Source organism: Chryseobacterium sp. KACC 21268, assembly GCA_028736075.1.
Lineage (GTDB): Bacteria > Bacteroidota > Bacteroidia > Flavobacteriales > Weeksellaceae > Epilithonimonas.
This window is the reverse complement of the sequence record CP117875.1, coordinates 3,598,145-3,614,894: the sequence shown is the minus strand read 5'-3', so window position 1 is coordinate 3,614,894 and position 16,750 is coordinate 3,598,145. Positions and strand designations below refer to the sequence as shown.

12 protein-coding genes and 1 tRNA gene are annotated in these 16,750 nt (G+C 36.1%); 8 read left to right on the top strand and 5 right to left on the bottom strand.

Annotation, left to right across the window (positions count from 1 at the left end; genetic code table 11):
* Window positions 1-180: 180 nt before the first annotated feature.
* Window positions 181-6,138: an MG2 domain-containing protein gene (locus PQ459_16485; protein ID WDF46486.1), complete on the bottom strand. Its 5,958-nt coding sequence runs from the start codon at window positions 6,136-6,138 to the stop codon at window positions 181-183.
* A gap of 153 nt (window positions 6,139-6,291) precedes the next feature.
* Here PQ459_16485 and PQ459_16480 point away from each other — a divergent pair, with 153 nt between their 5' ends.
* From PQ459_16480 to PQ459_16455, 6 genes are all read left to right on the top strand, one after another.
* Window positions 6,292-7,053: a UbiA family prenyltransferase gene (locus tag PQ459_16480; protein WDF46485.1), complete on the top strand. Its 762-nt coding sequence runs from the start codon at window positions 6,292-6,294 to the stop codon at window positions 7,051-7,053.
* Window positions 7,054-7,096: 43 nt separating this feature from the next.
* Complete coding sequence (locus PQ459_16475) at window positions 7,097-8,902, top strand: hypothetical protein (protein ID WDF46484.1); 1,806 nt, start codon at window positions 7,097-7,099, stop codon at window positions 8,900-8,902.
* Between the two features lie 188 nt (window positions 8,903-9,090).
* Window positions 9,091-9,405: a hypothetical protein gene (locus PQ459_16470; protein ID WDF46483.1), complete on the top strand. Its 315-nt coding sequence runs from the start codon at window positions 9,091-9,093 to the stop codon at window positions 9,403-9,405.
* Complete coding sequence (locus PQ459_16465; GenBank protein ID WDF46482.1) at window positions 9,390-9,701, top strand: type II toxin-antitoxin system RelE/ParE family toxin; 312 nt, start codon at window positions 9,390-9,392, stop codon at window positions 9,699-9,701. The genes PQ459_16470 and PQ459_16465 overlap by 16 nt, the downstream gene beginning before the upstream one ends.
* Complete coding sequence (locus PQ459_16460) at window positions 9,702-10,811, top strand: DNA replication/repair protein RecF (protein WDF46481.1); 1,110 nt, start codon at window positions 9,702-9,704, stop codon at window positions 10,809-10,811.
* Window positions 10,812-10,965: 154 nt separating this feature from the next.
* Entirely contained in the window at window positions 10,966-12,696 is a 1,731-nt protein-coding gene (locus tag PQ459_16455; protein ID WDF46480.1) for a T9SS type A sorting domain-containing protein, read from the top strand.
* Between the two features lie 363 nt (window positions 12,697-13,059).
* Here the strand turns inward: PQ459_16455 and cdd are convergent, their stop codons facing one another.
* Complete coding sequence (cdd, locus tag PQ459_16450) at window positions 13,060-13,539, bottom strand: cytidine deaminase (protein WDF46479.1); 480 nt, start codon at window positions 13,537-13,539, stop codon at window positions 13,060-13,062.
* A gap of 79 nt (window positions 13,540-13,618) precedes the next feature.
* Between cdd and PQ459_16445 the strand changes: the two genes are divergently transcribed.
* Complete coding sequence (locus PQ459_16445; protein ID WDF46478.1) at window positions 13,619-14,146, top strand: DUF922 domain-containing protein; 528 nt, start codon at window positions 13,619-13,621, stop codon at window positions 14,144-14,146.
* Here PQ459_16445 and arfB read toward each other — a convergent pair.
* A complete protein-coding gene (gene arfB / locus PQ459_16440) occupies window positions 14,136-14,528 on the bottom strand; it encodes an alternative ribosome rescue aminoacyl-tRNA hydrolase ArfB (GenBank protein WDF46477.1) in 393 nt (130 codons plus the stop codon). The genes PQ459_16445 and arfB overlap by 11 nt on opposite strands.
* Window positions 14,525-15,553 (bottom strand): AMP-binding protein, encoded by a 1,029-nt coding sequence (locus PQ459_16435; GenBank protein ID WDF46476.1) that lies wholly within the window; start codon window positions 15,551-15,553, stop codon window positions 14,525-14,527. Before PQ459_16435 ends, arfB begins: the two co-directional genes overlap by 4 nt.
* 100 nt (window positions 15,554-15,653) lie before the next feature.
* On the opposite strand from PQ459_16435, the gene PQ459_16430 reads away from it, so the two are divergent.
* Window positions 15,654-15,724 (top strand) — tRNA-Gln (locus PQ459_16430).
* A 137-nt stretch (window positions 15,725-15,861) separates the two neighbouring features.
* Here the strand turns inward: PQ459_16430 and PQ459_16425 are convergent.
* On the bottom strand, window positions 15,862-16,746 hold the full coding sequence (locus PQ459_16425; protein ID WDF46475.1) for a hypothetical protein: 885 nt from the start codon (window positions 16,744-16,746) through the stop codon (window positions 15,862-15,864).
* Between the last annotated feature and the right edge of the window lie 4 nt (window positions 16,747-16,750).

Below are 16,750 nucleotides of genomic sequence, written 5' to 3'. Positions count from 1 at the left end.
TTTTGAGATATTGTTTAAAAATTTTATTTATTGATACTGAATTTTTTATATAGCTTGATTTTTTTTGTTTATTAATTAAAACTAATTAAAAATTATGAGCTATTTAATAAGGAGTAAAAATATAAAAAAACAACCAAACATTTCTATTTGGTTGTCATTTTAACATTTTAATGATTGTATTTATTCCGAAATTATTACTTTAGTTCCTTGAGTATGAGCATTCATCTGTGGTGCGTAATAATTCTGCAAAGTCGTTATTCCATTAGAGAATTTCCCGCTTGCATTCGCTACATAATCGTACTCGAAAACATATTTTCCTTTCGGCATATATTCGATGTAGAAGTTCGTGGAAGCATCTTTTGTGGATTGATAATAACCCAAATTATTTTTCCATTCGTATCTAGAAATCACATCCAAAGGTTCAAAACCGGCCGCTCTCATATCTTTCAGGTGAATGAATTCCATATTTCTATCGGTGTTCAGAATCATTCTTACGGTCACCTTATCACCCACTTTCAATGGCGAATTTTCATTGATTTTAATTAATTGTTCACCGTTTTCAGTTTTCACTTTTTTGTACAATTCTTTCGTAATGGAAATATAGCTTTCCGAAGATTTTATCTTATCCAAATCCTCATAATATTGCCAGAACAAACCACCTTGCACAATTCCCGGACTGTCTTTTTTAATGGAAACCGTTGCCAGATTTTTATCCAAATTATCAGAAGTAATCGCTTGTTTCACATAACCTGTCGCTTGTATTTGAGGCTTCAAAGCTTTTCCGCCCCAAGTAATTTCCGCTTTATCAGATTCCGCTGAAGTCCAAGATTTCCCTGAATTCAAAATCGTGAAAATCACTTCCGTAGTTCCGCGCGAACTTCCCCAGGAATTCACTTCTTTTTGGGTTACGAGCCAGATTTTCATTTCTTCAATGAAGGTTTCATCCGTCGGCGTCAATTTGTTAAACGCTTCCAAAGCTCCTGCGTGATTCACCGTTTTGGAAGAATACCAACCCCAATCGTTCAGGTTTTGTTTCCAATAAACACCTTGCGTTTCTGTGTCTGTGGAAGTTTCTTTAAGATAAGTCATCAATTTTTTCGAAACATCTTTCAATCCATAATTATGGAATAACAAAGCCGAACGATGCAATCCAAAGAAAGTGAAATCCGTGATTTTTGCTATTTTCGCTTTTGTAATCACCAAAGTTTTCAGATTTGCACCTTTATTTTTCAAAGGATACTCTTTTTCCCAATAATTTCGGGTGTCGAGATAATCAATCACGAAGTTGTTCCAAACATTGTCTTTGTCTGTCTTCCAATATTTATTCACTTCATTATCCACATAAGAAATCAGTTTTGCAACCATTTCTTTCTGCTCAGAACTTTGGTAGTCCGCCACATTTCCTTTCAGCCATTCATTGATTCTTCCAAGATTTTTCAAGATATAAAGTGAATTGTAATACGAACTCGGATAACCGGCGTACCAACTAAATCCACCATCAGGATTTTGCAATTTCTGCAATTCGCTCCAATCGTTTTGGATGGAATTTCTCATCGTATTCGCATCAAACAATCTCGCCAGTTTTTCCATCTGTTCGGTCTCATTTTTCGATTCCAAAACCCAAGGCGTTTCTTCCAGCAACAATTGTTTCAGCTCCTGATTTTTCTCCAGATTCGATGTCAATAAACCTTTCGATTGATATTCATCAAAAACCGTTTTCAGTTTCGGATTGGCTTTGAAGATTTCCGAAGCCAAAACATCTGCAAACCATTTGTTGAAGATGACATCCGCAGAATTATTCGTGTCATTTTTCAAACTTGGAAGCGCAAACATAATTTCCCAAATCGGATTTGTCGTCAGTTCCAAAGTGTTGGAGACATTGGTCAACGTTTTAGAATTTGAGTTTCTCAGATTTTCCAAAGTGAAAGTTTTCGTCTGACCTTCTTTCACAAAAATTGGAAGCGCATCCGTCACCAACATTCGATTTGGCAAAACGGCGATGGCTTTTTGTTCGCCATCTGAGAAGTTTCCAGCTTTCGCAACAATTTTAATGATAATTGATGAAACATCATTCGGAACTTTTATTTTCCAATTCACAACTGAATTGCCGTTTTCCGATAATGTAAAAGATTGTTCTTTATTATAAACAGGAACCGCAGTCAATTGGCTAATCCCGAATTTCTCCGAAATATCTTCATTCGTAAACGCATCCAAAATCTGCAATTGCGCCACACCATTCAGTTTTTGATTCACCAAACTTGATAATTTCGATTGAAGATTCAATTCATCACCTTCACGCAAAAATCTTGGATAATTTGGTGTGATAGAAAACTCTTTCTGCGTCACCACAGATTTTTCCAAAGTCGCAGAACGCGCATCTTTCGTATGCGCCAAAAACATCAATTTCCATTGCGTCAAAGCTTCCAGAGAAGTGAATTCAAAACTCACATTTCCATCTTTATCTGTCAAAAGATTCGGATAGAAAAACGCTGTTTCGTTGAGGTTTTGACGAACTGGGATTTTGTTTAAGTCATCTTTTTCTTGAGAGCTCATTTCCGAATTTGAGTTGACACTTGGTAATGTTTTTATTAGGCTTTCAATACTTCCACCACGGCTTCCATAAAGAGCAGTTTCTGCCATTGCTTTGTCATTTTGGATAGTAGAGTTTCCCCTAATCATTACTTTTGCATTGGACGGCGGGGGAGCAGGCGCATATACTGCAGATTTCACACCTTCTCTGACGGTGTAACTGCCTTTTGAAGTATAGAAAAGTGTTAAGTCAAACCAATTAAACTGTGGATTATTAATATTATAAGTCTTTAAATATTTAGAATTCTTATTAAAATTTTCCTGACTTAAACCATTTCTCAAATCATAAGAGCTCTGAAAAAACTGAGAATAAAATCCTTGCCAGTTCCAGCTATTCGAGGCAAATTGGTCAAGCGATTTGTCATACATTCCCACCAAAACTTCAGCATTGATTTTCTCTTTATCAGCACCAGAAACCTTCACCGTCCATTTTTCTTTTTGTCCAGGCTGAAGTTTGTCGCGGAAAGTCACCGTTTCAATCTTCAAATCATCTTTGCTGTCAGCAATTTTCAAATCAACATTCTCAGTTTTCACATCATTAAATGCAACCAATTGAAATTGTAAATTAACTCTCGAAACAGTTTCGTCCTTCGGAATCAAAGTTTCATATTCCAAAATTCCATTTTTGAAAGAATGCGTTTCCGTTACCGTTTCGCCTTTTCCATTTTGAACAAAAACATTTACCAAAGCATCCGGAACAGCCGAATAAACAAAGATTTTCGCTTTCTCACCACGCTTTAAATCCTGTTTTGGTTTAATGACTTCCAAGAACGGTTTTTGATTTTGCCCCAGCGATTTCTTATCCCAAACTTTGAAGAATTGCTCCGTTTTTATCGTGTCTTTTCCTTCGATATTATAAAGTTGAAGTTTGTAAGTTCCCGCATTTAGAGAGCCAAGATTCAAGATTCGAGATTCAGGATTTGCATTCTTGCTTCCTGACTCTTGGTTCTCAATTCTATCAAAAACAACTTTTTCCACCTTCCAGTTTTTCTCTTCATTGGTCTTATCAAATCTGTCGTGCGGGAACTTTTGCACAAATTCTTCCTTAGAAAGTTTCGGCAAATCCTGAATTGTATTTTCAAACTGACTTCTGAAAATCTGCTTCGGTTCTTCCAGCTTTTCCAGTTTTGCATTGTAAGATTTTGCAAGAACCTGGTCGTTGTAATTTTTCGTCGAAACACTTAGTTTTACAGCTTCATCAGAGAAAATATTGTCAACATTGTCCGCTGAAATATAATGAGAAACCGAAGCTACTTTCACATTTGTGTCCGCAGATTGAGTTTCGCCGTTGATGTCCGTCACAGAAGCGTTGATGGCGTAATTGTCAATTTGAATTCCTTCCAAAGTTTCATCTTTTTTAAGTTCTACTTTGATGGTAAATTCACCTTTCTCATTGGTTTTTGCCGTTCCGAGAATCGAGTTTTCATTATCGTTTCCACGCGGATACCACCAGAAATAACGCCAACGGATATTCTGTTTTTTGATTTCATAATTCACCGTCGAATTGCTCAACGCAACGCCGGAAAACATCATCGCCTTTCCTTTCAGCTCGATGGTTTGACCGTATTTGTACTCGTCTTTTATCGGTTCAAAAGTCACTTCAAATTTCGGACGTTTGTATTCCTCAACCTGAAAATCTGCGTAACCAGAGATGTTATAAGCGGAATTATTATCGTCGTCAACTTCGATATTGAAATTTCCGTTCAACTTGTTTTTTGGCAAAGTAAAACTGCCATTAACAGAACCAAATTCATTGGTTGTCAATTTCAAAGTCTGTAATTCTTCGCCGTTGGTGTCGTTCAAAATGATATTCAACTTTACTTTTTCAAGCGTTTTCATTTTTTGGGTTTCGCCATTGATGCCCGTTGCAATCACTTTGAAGTAAACGATTTGTCCAGGTCTGTAGATTTTTCTGTCGAGGAAAATCTGCGCGCTTTCCTGATTTTCAGATTTGTTTCGGTTGCCGTAATCGTAACCATAAACATTTATCATCGAAAAATTGTTTCCATTCTTCACAAGGAAGTTTCTGTAATATTCCTGATTCGCAGAATTTGGAAACTGAAAATTACCGAATTTGTCTGTTTTTACAGTGTATTTTGTAACGGCTTTTCCGCGAACATATTCGGTGACGTCTAGGTTTTCATTAATGAAAGCTTTTCCGTTTTCGTTGTTCACGAGTTTCAGAATATTGGCTTTTGGATTGCTGTCGTCTTTTTTGGAGAAGATAATTTTCGAATCCGAAACAATGAAATAATAATTTCCCTGAACCGAATTTTCCACCACATATTCCGCCAGATAAATCCCTGCTGGAAGCACTTTTAGTTCGAGTGATGTTTTATGCGATTTGAAATCCGAAGACGCTGGCAAACTGAATTCATCCTTTCTCACCAACGATTTTTTGACCTTAGAAAAAGGATTTTTATAAGAATCGAAAACGTGATTCAAAAAACCTTGCGAATCATCTTTCACTTCATAAATGTTCAATGAAAATTGCTTCACATTTTTAACTTCCGCAACGATATGAATCGGTTTGTTCGGTTGTGTTTCTTTCTCGTAAAATAAATTAAGTTGCGGATTTTTTATCGCGTTTTCTTTGTTAAGAATATTATTGATGAACTTCGATTTTGGATAAAGTTCTTTCGCTTTATTCACCCAAACCAAAGCTGTTTTGTTATCGTCTTTTTGCTGAAGAAGCTCAATCATTTCATCAATAATCAAAACTTTGTAATCTCCTTTCAAAGATTCATCTCCAACTAGTTTTTCAATTTGAGCAAATTTGTCTTTGCAATTGTTAAGCTCACAATTATAATTGATTTTTTGATGTTGGAAATACAGTTTTGAATTCCCAGAATTCGCCGAAATCTCCGAATCATAAAGGTCATTAATTTTCTTTGAATTGACTTTCAGTTCGTTTGGCGTGAACAGATTTTGATTTCTCAAAAACTCGATGTAATTGAAATTTGACCAATCCGAAAGCATTGGGAAGTAATCCAAATTTTCTGTCGCTTCAAAAATTTCCTTGTATTTCTGCGTCTGAATTTTCTTCAAAACTGAATTTTCTTTCTCCAAATCTGAATAATTCTTAGTCAAGAAATTCTTAAAATCCAGTTTGCTCCAAGTCTCAATTTGCGACAGATTTTGATTGTCGATATTCGTTTTCTGATTGATTTTCCACGAATTGTTATCGTAATAATCATTGATGAATTCCAATGTCAGAAGATGAAACAATTGCTTCTCATCGCCTTTCAGTTTGGTTTCCGTGCTTTGAAGTTTCGAAAAGAATTTTGAGTTTTCATCATTCTGCGTGTCGTCGTGCGTTTGCTTCAGGATGCTGAATTCCGCTTTCAGAGATTTGATGATTTGGATGGCGTTGTTGTCTTTCATCGCTTGGTTTTGAATGTCCAGAATTATCGGAAGATTACTTTTGTAAGTTCCTTTCTTGTAATTTTCCTCCACTTTTTTCCATTGAGAATCGTAGTAGTTCTGCGCCGAAAAGTTGATGAAGAAAAACATCAGCAAGAAAACTGAGACTGATTTAATGATTTTCATATTTGACTTTTATTTTTTTTTGAGTGAATGATTCACTGTATAAAGATGCATTATTTTATCAAAGGTTGGAAAGATTAAAATCTTTTTTAAAAATTAACACTTTGGAAATCTTATTGATTTAGAACAATTTTTCGGACATTTGTTAAAAGTAAAATGTCGATTTTAAATTTAGCAAAAAAATATGTGATTGACAGCCAGATTTTTGTCTCGCTGATGGGAACGATGATGGCTGGATTTTTTATGCTGGAGCAAAACATATTCCGTTGGCCGAGTTTGCTGTTGATTTTTATCACGTATTTCAGCGGTTATCTATACACCAAATATCAGAGTCGTAGAAAGACTTTCATCAAGATTTTGGTTTTTAATTTCATTTGTGGCATTTTGAGTTTTTGCTTGATTGTATTTAATCACAACGAAATCAGATTGTTAAAGTGGGCTGTGATTGTCGTCATTGGCTTACTTTACAATTCTTTTTTCCTTGAGAAATTCATTCGAAAAATTCCTTTGTTAAAAGTCTTTTACGTTGGCCTGACTTGGGCTTTGATTAATGCTTGGCTCATTCTCCCCGAATTCAATTGGGAGATTTTCTGGATTTCGTGGTTGTTTATTTCGGCTTTGGTTCTTCCTTTCGATATTCGTGATATGAAAAGTGATGATGTGGTGACTTTCCCCATTTTAATCGGTGCTCAGAAAACGAAGTACTTGGCTTATCTTTTAGTTTTCGTTGCTTGTTTATTAAGTTTGATATTTCTTGATAGAGAATTTGCCTTAAGTTTTTTAATGACAACGGTTTTCACATTTATTATGATTTATTTTTCTGAAAATGATAATAAGGGAACTTACTTTTCCTTTTGGGTAGAATCTTGTAGCGGATTGCCTTTGTTGGTGATTTTGCTTTATTGGCTTGTAAATTGATAGAAGGATTTTACTAATTAATTTTTGAAGTATTTGTAATCTGATGCATAAAAATATTCTTGCGTTAATTCTGTTTTTATGTAGCGTTTCTTTTGTGTCTGCGCAAGAGAAAGAGAAAAAGGATTCTATCTATTATAAGATTGAAAGGTACTCAGACAAAAGAAAATTCACCAAATTCATCCACCGTTTCATCTTTCGTCGCGAAGCAGATTCTGTTTCGGTGAAAACCCGTACCGAGAAGGAAACACAAGCGTCTTACGACGGAAAGCACATCCGAAATATCAAAATCGAAACGATTGACCCATTTGGATACAACACCAAAGAAAAAAAGGAAAAAGCCAAATGGTACGATTGGTTCACAAATCATCTGCATTCCAATACCAGAATTTCGACGGTCAATAATTATTTGCTTTTCAAAAAAGGAGAAGAATACAACGCCCAGAAGCTCTACGAATCCGAGCGTCTTCTCCGTGAAATGCCGTTCGTAAATCGAGTGAAAATCAGTATTGCAGACAGCACTTCGACCAAAGATTCTATTGATGTCGTAGTGCAAGTTCTCGATTCCTGGAGTTTGAAACCACGCGGAAGTTTCTCCGGAAGCAAAATCGGAATGGGCGTCACAGAAGAGAATTTTTTAGGACTCGGACACGAAGCTAATTTCCTTTACAGAAACGATTCCAAGCAAAATCAGGATTATCTGATGGGAAGTTACACAGCTTACAATCTGTTCGGTTCTTATATCAATGCGCAAGTTTTGGGCGAACGCGATTTTTGGAAGAATGAGCGAATTAATGTAAATGCGAGAAGAGATTTCTTCTCTCCGTTGACGAAGTGGGCTGGCGGTTTTTCATTTGAATATTTTATGCGAAATGTCGCTTTGCCAATGGTGGACAGAAGTGCGTTGCCAGAGGTTCAAATCAAGGTTTACAGTCAGGATTTGTGGGGCGGTTATCAGATTCCGGTTTCGGCGAATCCAGAGGAAAGAGTCTCCAGTAACATCGCTTTCATTGGACGTTTTCAAAATTATCAGTACAAAGATAGTCCTGGGATTGACCAGTTTGATTACTTTAAAACTTACAGCAGTTTGTTGGGTTCGGTTGGTTTTATCCAAAGGAAATTTGCCGTCGAAAAAAATATTTTCCAATACGAATTGCCTGAAGATATCTCTTACGGAAACTCATTAAGCGTCACTGCAGGTGTACTTTCCAGAAGCAAAGAAGTGATGCCTTACGCCGGAATCTCAGCTGGATATGGCGAGTTTACAAAAATCGGTTATTTCAATTTGAAAGCGCAGTTTGGAAGATTTTTCAATGAGGATAGTCAAAACAGAGAATCTTTTCGATTGGACGGAACTTATTTTACCAACCTAATGGATTGGAAATTTGCGAAAGTCAGACATTTTTTCGCACCAACTTTAGCGCTTGGAAATCCACAGCATAATTATTCCTACCGAGACCGAATCAATCTTTCTGCCCGCGACGAATTCCCTGTTTATAACGCCGATTACATTGGAACGAAGAAGTTGGTTTTGAGATATCAACTTCAGCTTTTTGTGAACAAGACTTGGAAGAATTTTCATTTTAGTCCATATCTCACGACTGCTGTTGGCTGGTTGGCGATGCCGAATGACAGCTTGATGAAAACGAATGCAAACACGAAAATCGGGATTGGCGTTTTGATTAATAATCCATATTTGGTGTTCAACAGGATTCAGATTTCGTTCACGTATTATCCGCGAGTTCCTTTCGATAATAATTCTGTTTTTGATTTTAACAGCAATCGAAACAACGTTTTACCATTGAACAGTTTTGGCGCAGATATTCCGCATTTTGTGAATTTTGGAAACTAGGTTTTTAATCACAAAAGTCACAAAAGAAGTTTTATAACATCTGCTTTTTTCCACTTTTGAATAACTAAAATCAAATATTACTTTTGTGACTTTTGTGGTTCGACAAAATATTGCTTAAAATTTCAATTCTTTTTTGATTTAAAATTAATTCTAAAACCGTTTTTTTATCTTTACATAAATTTTGAGTGATGGAAAATATCAACGACATTAAAATAAAACTGATTCAGAAAATCTGCGAATCCCAGAATTATTATTTGTTGTCTTCAGTTCTCAAAAATTTTGAAAGTAAGTCCACAAACATCGTCGCAGAACCAGAATCCATCTATGAATCCGAACGACCAATGACGGAAGAGGAAGTTGATGAATATTTTAAAGAAGAGGAAATAGAATTGCCTTCCGAGATTTTAGAAATTTTAAAATTAAGTGAAGAGCAGATAAAAAATGGACAAACTTTTACAAACGAAGAGGTAAACGAATATTTCGAAGAATGGCTAAAAGATTAGTTTGGTCGCCGATTGCTAAAGCAATTCGGAAAGAAATTCTTCAATATTGGATAAGGAGAAATAAATCCAAACGTTATTCAAAAAAATTGAATACTTTGTTTGAAGAGTCGGCACAGCAAATTGCCGATTTTCCATATTCGGGCATTTCGATTTCTGGCAAGGTTTATAGAGGAAAACTTGTTAAAGATTATTATCTACTTTATAAAATAAAAGATGATTCCATAGAAATTCTTTTCATTTGGGACACAAGAAAAGACCCAGCAGACCTTTTAAATTTAGTTAAGAATTTCAAGTAAATGATTATCAATAAACTATCACTCATCAATTTCAAAAGCCACTCCGAAGTTACATTTGACTTTTCGCCACAAATCAATTGTTTCGTCGGGAACAATGGCGTAGGGAAGACCAATATTCTGGATGCGCTTCACTATCTTTCTGTTGGCAAAAGTTTTTTGGGAAATTCTGACCTCAATAATATTCTAAGTCAGAAGCTGGAAGATGGAAGTCAGAAGACTATGGATTTCTTCGTAATCGATTCGGAGATTCAGAATGAAGAAAAAGAAGATTTGATTAAAATTCTGATGCCAAAAGAATCAAAAAAAGTTATCAAAAAAAACGATAAAGCTTACGACAGATTAGCGGACCACATTGGTTATTTGCCCAGTGTGATGATTTCGCCGTACGATTCCAATTTGATTTCTGATTCTGGGGAAAGTCGCAGGAAGTTTTTGGATGCAATGATTTCTCAGACGGATTCGGTTTATCTTTTTGATTTAATTCAGTACCAAAAAACCATTCAGCAGAGAAATGCGTTGCTGAAGAATTTTGCTAAAAATCGATATTTTGATAAGGATTCTTTGGAAATCTACGATGACCCGATTTCAAGCTTTGGAACACGGATTTTCGAGAAAAGAAAGGAGTTTGTTGAGAATCTAAATCCAATTGTCCAGCATTATTACGACATTATTTCGGGTGGAAAAGAAAAGGTTTCTGTGGTTTATGAATCTCATCTTTCGGAGAACACGTTTCAAGAACTTTTGTCGAGCTCCATTGATAAAGACCGAGTTCTGACCTACACTTCCAAAGGCATTCACAAGGACGATTTGATTTTCGAAATGAATGGAAACTCGATTAAAAAAATCGGTTCGCAAGGTCAGCAGAAATCGTTTTTGGTTTCTTTAAAACTCGCTCAAATCAACCGAATCAAAGAATTGACTGGCAAATCTCCTATTCTTCTTTTAGATGATATTTTTGATAAGTTGGATGACACCCGAGTTTCTCAATTGATTGAGTTAGTTAACAAAGAAAACTTCGGGCAAATCTTCATTACAGATACGCACAAGGAACGTACAGAAAATGTTGTGAAGAGAATCCACGAAGAAAGTAAGATTTTTGAAATTTCATAAAATCACTATATTCTTTTGCAAATCAATAACTTGATTCTAATCTAAAACTAGATTTTTCCGAAACAAGACAAATGTCATATTCCAGATTCACTTTTGGAATGGATAACTATTTACTTTTGCGAAGTAATTTTTAATCATTCTAAATAAAAATAATATGAAGAAGTTTTATATTTCAATTTTGGCTTTGTCGGCTATCATTACCAAAGCTCAAAGTTTTGAAGAGGTTTCTCAACCTGCGCTTCAAAATTACTTTTACTCAGCGAGCGCGGTGGCAGATTTTGATAATGACGGATTTCAAGATATATTTTTTACTGGCGCCATCGATTCTGACGGTGATACAAACGTAGATGTCACGTCCAACGATTTCTATAAAAACACAAACGGAAATTTCTCATCCATTCAAAATTTTGGAGACAATTCGGTTCATTTGAGTGCGGTCAAGTTTATCGATTTTGATAATGACGGACTTTTGGATGTTGTAACGACTGGACTTAGTTATAATGATATTGTGAATTATCAGCAATACAGATGGAAAAATACGGGTTCAGCTTTCACCTTGATTGATAATGCACCTGGAAAAATCTACGGCGGATTGGACGTTTTCGATTTCAACCACGATGGTAAACAGGATTACGCCATCAATGGAACGCAATACATTGCCAACGTTGGATTTTCTCAAGATTTGGATTTATACACGAACAATTCCAACGGTTTTCAAAAGACGGAAGCTTGGTTGCCGGGAACGCAGAACGGAAGTTTCAAGATTGTGGATTTGAATAATGATAATGAGCTGGATGCTGTTGTCAACGGTTTCAATTCTGATTACGAAGGAACTTTCAATATTTATATAAATGAGAACGGGACGTTGGTTCAGAAATCTCAACTTCCACCGGTGAGCGATAGCAAAATGGCTTTTGCGGATTTCAATGGTGATGGTTTTCTGGATTTTGTGGTGACTGGTCAGGATGAGAATTTCGATTCTTACTTGGCGGTTTTCACCAATGATGGACAAGGTAATTTTACAGAAAGCAAGTTTGAGGGCGAAGGACTTTCGGCTGGAAATGTTGAAGTCGGCGATTTGAATAATGATGGTTATTATGATTTCGTAGTGATGGGCGATGATGACAACTACGATGGTTACACGAATGTTTATCTTTATAATCCACAGCTTCAGAAGTTTGAAAAGTCGGAAGATTCTGGTTTGTACAATCTTGGAAGTGGCGGAACTTTGGCTTTGTTTGATTACGATAGCGACGGAAATCTGGACATTCTCGCCAATGGTTTCGATTGGGCTGACCCGGATTTGATGCCTTATACCAAGTTGTTTAGAAATACGACAATGGTTTCCAATCAAAAACCAAATGCGCCAACAATCTTGACCGCGACCGAAAATAACAACAAAATCAATTTCAGTTGGTCTGGTGCGAATGATGACAAGACTTTGGAGAATTCGCTTCAATATGAATTGACGGTTGGTTCAGAGTCTGGAAAGGCGGACATCGCAAAATATATCGTGACGACCAAAAGTTGGTATTTGGACAAGACGAATTTGCCTTCGAAGATTTTTTGGAGTGTGAAAACCATCGATGCTTCCAAGAAATATTCGGATAAATCTGAGGAGAAGGAGTTTTCTGTTTTGGCGGTTTCGGATTTCAAGAATGAGGCGGTTTCTATCTATCCAAATCCTGTGAAAGATATTTTAAATGTAAAAACAGCCAGCAAAATCAAAACACATAAAGTTTACAATCTTTCGGGACAAGTTGTGAATGCGAAGCTGATTTCAGACAAAACCATAGATTTCTCTCGACTTGAAAAGGGAATTTATGTTGTGGAAATTCAGTTGGAGAATGGGAAAAAATTGACTCAGAAAATTATAAAAAACTAATAACCAAATTTTCATATCCATATCTACATTTTACAAGAAAATCCCATTCACTTGCTGAATGGGATTTTCGATTTTATTGATGTTATTTTTAAATTTTATTGAAATATTTATCTCGCAGATTGTGCAAATTAAACAGATTTTTTCTACTACTTTGACATTTAACGATGGATTTTAGGCAAGCTTAAAAAGTGAAAAGAAATACAAAACGTCAACATAGCCCTGATGGGAACGGCATCCTTTTTTGGCATTGCGGAGAAAACGTCAATTGAAATGACTTCCCGTCGTTCGCAATGACAAAAAAGATATAGTGGACAGCAGGTTGGAATCGTCTGCCGATAAACCAATCGTCGTGCTCCTAATTATTTATAAAAAACTTCCGTCGAATGAGAATGGGAGCAGGTCTCGGATGGATTTTGTCTTGATGATTTCGCCGTCTGGTGAGGCAAAATAGATTTCGATTTCGTCTTTTTGCTTGGCTTCGTACTCCAGAATCGATTGTCTGCAACCACCACAAGGTGGAATGGGTGTGGAGCTGAGGACGTCTTTTGGACCTCCAATCACGAATATTTTTTTGATTTTGACGTCGGGATAATTGGCGGAAGTCCAGAAAATTGCGGTTCTCTCGGCGCACAATCCAGATGGATACGCGGCGTTTTCTTGGTTGCTTCCGGTGATGATTTCGCCATTTTCCAGAAGAAGTGCGCAACCGACGAAGAAGTTGGAGTAGGGCGCATAGGCGTTTTCGCGGACGGATTTGGCTTTGTCGAATAGTGTTTTTTCTAGTTCTGGCAAGTCGTTGTAACTTGGGTAGGTCTGAAAATTTATCTTTATTTCTTTTTCCATTTTTAAAAATGAGGGGAGGTAAAAATACAAGTTTTATGGAAACAAATTAACATTTGGCGAAAAAAAACATCTAATCGTTATGATAAAGCAATTTTTGGTTTTGAGTTTTGTGTTGATTTTAGGATTTGCAAATGCTCAGGACAAAATTTTTTGGGATAAAAATCGGAAGTTGGAATGGACGGATTTTCAATCTGGTGCGAAACCAAATGGTTCCAAAACGGCGGCGACTACTTTTTGCGGGATTTCTTATTTGCTGAATAGTTCGACGAAGAAATTCACTTCGAAGCAGGTGAAAATCCAGTCGTTTTTTGTTCCGTCCAAATCTTGGGCGCATCTGGAGCATAAAACCGATGTTATTTTGATGCACGAGCAAAGTCATTTTGATATTGCGGAGTTGTTTGCTAGAAGATTCAGGAAGTTGATTAGCGATAAAAATTTGGATGCTAAATCTTTGCAGAAGTATTACGAGCGGATTTATGACGATTACAAAGCTTATCAGCAGGATTATGAAACGGTGACGAACCACGGTAGGATTCGTGATAAACAGTACGAATATTCTCGGAAAATTGATAAGGAAATAGAAGAATTGTCGGACTTTAAAATTTAAACTTTCGGTTGTCTTTTTTCTCTGAGAGTTTCTTTTTGTTGTCGATTCTTTTTTGAACCTGGCGTTTTGAAGGTTTGGTTTTGACTCTGAATTTTTGAATGAAAAGCGATTTTTCTACCATTTCCAGCATCTTTTCGGTCACGATTTTTTTGTTCGCGAGTTGTGTTCGACTTTCTGATGAAGTCATTTGCAGAAGGCCTTCGGAATTGATGCGGTTTTTGAGTTTTTCGGAGATTCTTAGCTTTTCTTCGTCTGAGAAATAATAACTTTCTGAGACGTTCCAAATCGCCGTGACAGCGGTTTCCACTTTGTTCACGTTTTGTCCGCCAGCGCCGGAAGAGCGGGAAGTTTTGTAGGTGATTTCGGACGTGAAGTTTTTCATTTCTCGATTGATTTTTTCAACGCCAGTCGGTTGACTTTTCCGTTTGGCGTTCTTGGGATTTGTTCTACAAAAATAATGTCTTTTGGTTTATGAAATGATTTTTCGTAGTTGATGGCTGAAAGTTTTTGGTTGATAGCTTCCGATTCGGTTCCTTCGATTATTAGAATTAATTTTTGTCCGAGTTTTTCATCATTGATTCCAAGGAAAATAACTTCATTTGGAATGTTTTGTTTGACTAATTTTTCCAGTTCTTCCGGGAAAATCTTTGCGCCTCCGGAATTGATGACATTATCAAGTCTTCCTAGAAATCTAAATTGATTTTGATTATTAATTTCTACCAAATCGTTTGTTTGTAAAACTTCTGAATTTAATTTTGGGGCAAAAATTTTCAGACAATCTCTCTCGTCCAAGGAAATTTCCACGCCTTCAAAAACGTTGAACCAATCTTCCTGATGCGGAAAAATCTGTCGCAAGGCAATGTGAGAAAGCGTTTCGCTCATTCCGTAAGTCTCGAAGATTCGAGTGGGAGAGTTTGAGGGTTTGAGCGAATGAACTATTTTGTTGTTTAAAGTTTCAGAAACTGAGGCTCCACCGATGATGAGGTTTTTGATGAGATGAAGTTTGTCTAATGAATTTTCAACCTGCAAAGGCGTCATTGCACAAAAATCGATTTCTTGATTGATGTTTTGAAGTGGATTTGTGGAAGGTTCGGCGATTTTCAGTTTTAATTTTCTTAGAATACTTCTTACGACCATCATTTTCCCCGAGATATATTCTATCGGAAGACAAATTAATGCGACATTTCCTTCTTTTAAATCCAAAAAGTTGCAAGTCATCTCAGCAGAATTCAACATTTTTGATTTTTCTACCTCAAAAATTTTCGGAATTCCAGTAGAACCAGAACTCTGAATTTTGACTGTTTTTGAGTCCGAAAACCACTCTTTTATGAAGTCTAAAACTTTGGTTTCAAATTCGTTAGATGTTGTTCCTTGATTGGGTGAAGGTTTGGAAAGGTCGATTAACATTAGGCTGAGCGAAAATTTATTTTATAAAATTATGCAATTTTTTTTACAAAAAGTTTGGAAGTTTAGAAAAAAGCTGTAAATTTGCACCACAATAAAGGACAGACCTATGGTGTAGCGGTAACACTACTGTTTTTGGTGCAGTCATCTGGGGTTCGAATCCCTGTGGGTCTACAAATTGTAAAATTACAACCAGTTGAATTTCAGCTGGTTGTTTTTTTTTTTTTATGATAGGTTTGAATTGATAGTAATAAAAAAAGTGAACTTTCAATCTTTAGAAAGTTCACTTTTAATCTTGCTGAATGTAGATTTTACTTATTCAGAATTGTATTTTTAATGATAGGTTCTAGATTGCTTGGCAAGTCTGCGTCTTTCACCTCGTATTTTTTGACGTTCATTTCCATAAGCCAATTTTCCAGATATGTTTTGATGACATCACCTTCAAAAGGGTTTCCTTTTTCCGGATTGATTCCCAGTATTACAACTTCCAAATCTTTTAGATTGTCATTGGCCTTAATGAAACCAAAACCTTGGTCCTGGATCTTAGTTTTAAAATCAGAGGTGTTCAATTTCATAGATTTTACCAATTCCGGAGTGAGGTAAGACGTTTTGTTTCCCTCAGAGAATTTCGAATCTTTATGAAACATATAACCGTCGGTCAGAATAAAAAGAATATTTCTGTGCTTATCCTTGATGCAGTAGTCCTTCACTTTGTTTTTGAAAAATCCCCAAATATCCGAGCCAACATATTGCTTGTCCTGAATGGCTGATTGATAAATCCTTTCAGGAAGAGAAGTGTATTTTTCATCAACAAGTTTGATGTTTTCCTTTGAAGTATTTTTGTCAAACGAAACTTTCAGTTGCTTTGCAAGTTCATTGATTTCTGGATTTGAAGGCTCTGGATTGAAGAAGATCTGCATCTGATCATTCAGCTGTATCACTTTCTTACTTTTCACGTGATCTATAAATCCTGCCTTGATCGCTTTGATGTATTCCAGATCTCTTTGGTAATATTCCATCGATGGATTGGGATATTTCTCGGGGTCAATTCTGTCAGAGAGATCAATTAAGATACTTAGATTTAAGTTATGACTACTGGAAATAGAGTCATTGCTTTTGCCCCCAGTCTTTGTTTCTGGCTTCTTTCCACAGTGTATAAAAAGAGAGAGAATTAATAAATAATAGAGTTTTTTCATATTC

Bases quoted from the DNA above. Each gene is read 5' to 3' on its own strand.
- PQ459_16485 (WDF46486.1), bottom strand. From the start codon at position 6,138: ATGAAAATCATTAAATCAGTCTCAGTTTTCTTGCTGATGTTTTTCTTC.
- PQ459_16480 (WDF46485.1), top strand. From the start codon at position 6,292: ATGTCGATTTTAAATTTAGCAAAAAAATATGTGATTGACAGCCAGATT.
- PQ459_16475 (WDF46484.1), top strand. From the start codon at position 7,097: ATGCATAAAAATATTCTTGCGTTAATTCTGTTTTTATGTAGCGTTTCT.
- PQ459_16470 (WDF46483.1), top strand. From the start codon at position 9,091: ATGGAAAATATCAACGACATTAAAATAAAACTGATTCAGAAAATCTGC.
- PQ459_16465 (WDF46482.1), top strand. From the start codon at position 9,390: ATGGCTAAAAGATTAGTTTGGTCGCCGATTGCTAAAGCAATTCGGAAA.
- PQ459_16460 (WDF46481.1), top strand. From the start codon at position 9,702: ATGATTATCAATAAACTATCACTCATCAATTTCAAAAGCCACTCCGAA.
- PQ459_16455 (WDF46480.1), top strand. From the start codon at position 10,966: ATGAAGAAGTTTTATATTTCAATTTTGGCTTTGTCGGCTATCATTACC.
- cdd (WDF46479.1), bottom strand. From the start codon at position 13,539: ATGGAAAAAGAAATAAAGATAAATTTTCAGACCTACCCAAGTTACAAC.
- PQ459_16445 (WDF46478.1), top strand. From the start codon at position 13,619: ATGATAAAGCAATTTTTGGTTTTGAGTTTTGTGTTGATTTTAGGATTT.
- arfB (WDF46477.1), bottom strand. From the start codon at position 14,528: ATGAAAAACTTCACGTCCGAAATCACCTACAAAACTTCCCGCTCTTCC.
- PQ459_16435 (WDF46476.1), bottom strand. From the start codon at position 15,553: ATGTTAATCGACCTTTCCAAACCTTCACCCAATCAAGGAACAACATCT.
- PQ459_16425 (WDF46475.1), bottom strand. From the start codon at position 16,746: ATGAAAAAACTCTATTATTTATTAATTCTCTCTCTTTTTATACACTGT.